This is a genomic window from Candidatus Viridilinea mediisalina, assembly GCF_002532535.1.
Taxonomy (GTDB): domain Bacteria; phylum Chloroflexota; class Chloroflexia; order Chloroflexales; family Chloroflexaceae; genus Viridilinea; species Viridilinea mediisalina.
Map to the genome: position 1 here is coordinate 1 of NZ_NQWI01000251.1, position 2,036 is coordinate 2,036.

Sequence of the window (2,036 nt, forward strand, 5' to 3'; positions counted from 1 at the left end):
AAGGTCGTGGTGTCATAGGCAAAAGCCCCCGCGCCAGGGTGGTTATCACGCACCACAAAGCGGAAATTGAGCTGCCGATTGGTAGTGGGCAGCGTCTCACCAATCGTCTCCTGACCACTCAGAATATCGGCCACCTGGGGGAAGGTCCGCGCCGGACTCGGCCCCGGCATGAAGCTGCGGAACAGCGGACGGCTACCATCGTCGCTCAAGGGCGGCGAAGCCGCACCCAGATCATACTGCTCCCAACTAAAGCTCAAGCTATCGCCATCGGGATCGCTGGCCGTACCAATCAGCTCAAAGGGGGTATTGGCCGGGATCGTAGAGTTAGGGCCAGCACTCACCAGCGGCGGACGATTGCCCCGTGCGAGCGTAAGCCCACAGCTATCTACGTCTTCTTGCAGATAGGAACTCATCTCGATCAGGTTATGGATATGGAAGACCAAATCCTCTTGATCCTGCAAATTCTCTGCATCACAGATACCCGCGTAGGACATAATCGTCGAGCCACTACCCGGCTCATAGGCGGATGCCGCTTCACGGCCATACTGGCAGAAACCGGCCACACTATTGAAACTATGGTTGGCCCCAAACTGATGCCCCAATTCGTGAGCAACTGTGCCCACGATCATATCCATAAGGATCGTCGGGCCGGTGCCACTCGTGCTGCGCGCTTTGATCCCATCCTTGCAGGCGGAGTTGAGCATCGCAAACCCTCCCGCCGTGCTTGAAAAGAGATGGCCAAGATCATAGTTGGCTGAGCCAATCACGGCGTCTACTGTCTGCTGATTGGCTTCAGTCATGTCTGATCTATTAGGAGGAAACGGATCGGTAGCAGGATTGGTATAGATAAGCTCATCAGTATTTGCAATCAGTTCTAAACGCACCGAAAGATCGCGCTCATAGATCGCATTGACGGCATTGAGTACCTGTACAATCGTAGCCAGAGCAGTCTCCTTCGTGCCGCCACTCGCCTGCGTAAATTCACCCGTAGCCGAGGCGGCCAAGCGGAAGACCCGCAGATCGCCCCCATAGGCACCCCGTGGCTGTGCAAGCGGCAGCGCAAGCGTAGCGGGCCGCAGGGGCGGATCGCGCTCCAGCGTTCCCCTGGTAGCCGCGTTGTTCGCATAGACCAGATGGACACCCCGATCCGCCTGGGCATAGGGAGCGACAAAGAAGCTATCGTTATGCTGCAACACCAGCGCGTGGTACCCAGCGGGGCTACGGGTCAAACGGGCCAGCACAGCGGGATCATCCTGCTGCCGCCCCAGATAGGTTTGCAGCTCGGGGTAACGTGCCGCCAACTCAGGGGCCATCACCGGACTATTGACAAAAGCAAAGCTGGCCATGCCCCCCTCAGGCAACGGCAGATCAAGTAGCACCGCCCGCGTCCACGCATCATCACTATGCTCGTGGGGTGCCAAGGCTAGCACCGCATCCAACTGCTCCTCAACCGCCACAAGCGAACGGTAGCGCAGCGGCGCAGCGGCGGGCGCTTCAGCCGCCAGCCCAACCCCCGCCGCCTCACGCCAGAAACGCGACTCAGCAGCGGGCAACGCGCCATCCTGTGAGCGTACCGGCAAGCCAAGGGCCATCAGGCTCAAACAGACCAACGCGAGCGTGTAGATAGTGAAGCGTAGCAGTGTGTTCATGGTAGCCTTTCAGAAGGGTACAGGAAGGAGGAAATAGGAAATAGGGCTGCAGAATGCGAGGTCTTCGCGTCTTCGCGTCTTCGCGTCTTCGCGTCTTCGCGTCTTCGCATCTTCGCGTCTTCGCGTCTTCGCAAACGGTAAAACTGCCCATCCCTCACATAATCATAGCATCAAGGTCTTACCATATTGCTCATGTTATTCCGTAGCCGTTTAGCGTTGGGATAAGGCGCAAAGAAGCTTGCAGATCGGCAGGGTAACTGTTCAGACTGCTCCTGGATGCGCGGGCCTCCGGCCCGCGCACCTAAGTTTGGCCCAGGGCTTCTTCGCGCTACCAAGACTATAGGAGCTTTGCAAACACGAATAGATTCGCTATACTCTAGTTAGCTG

Annotated in this window: 1 protein-coding gene; it reads right to left on the reverse strand. The window is 57.8% G+C overall.

What is annotated here, in order from left to right:
• On the reverse strand, positions 1–1,649 hold a 1,649-nt coding region (locus CJ255_RS21790), incomplete at its 3' end, for a reprolysin-like metallopeptidase (RefSeq protein ID WP_097646173.1).
• Positions 1,650–2,036 lie beyond the last annotated feature (387 nt).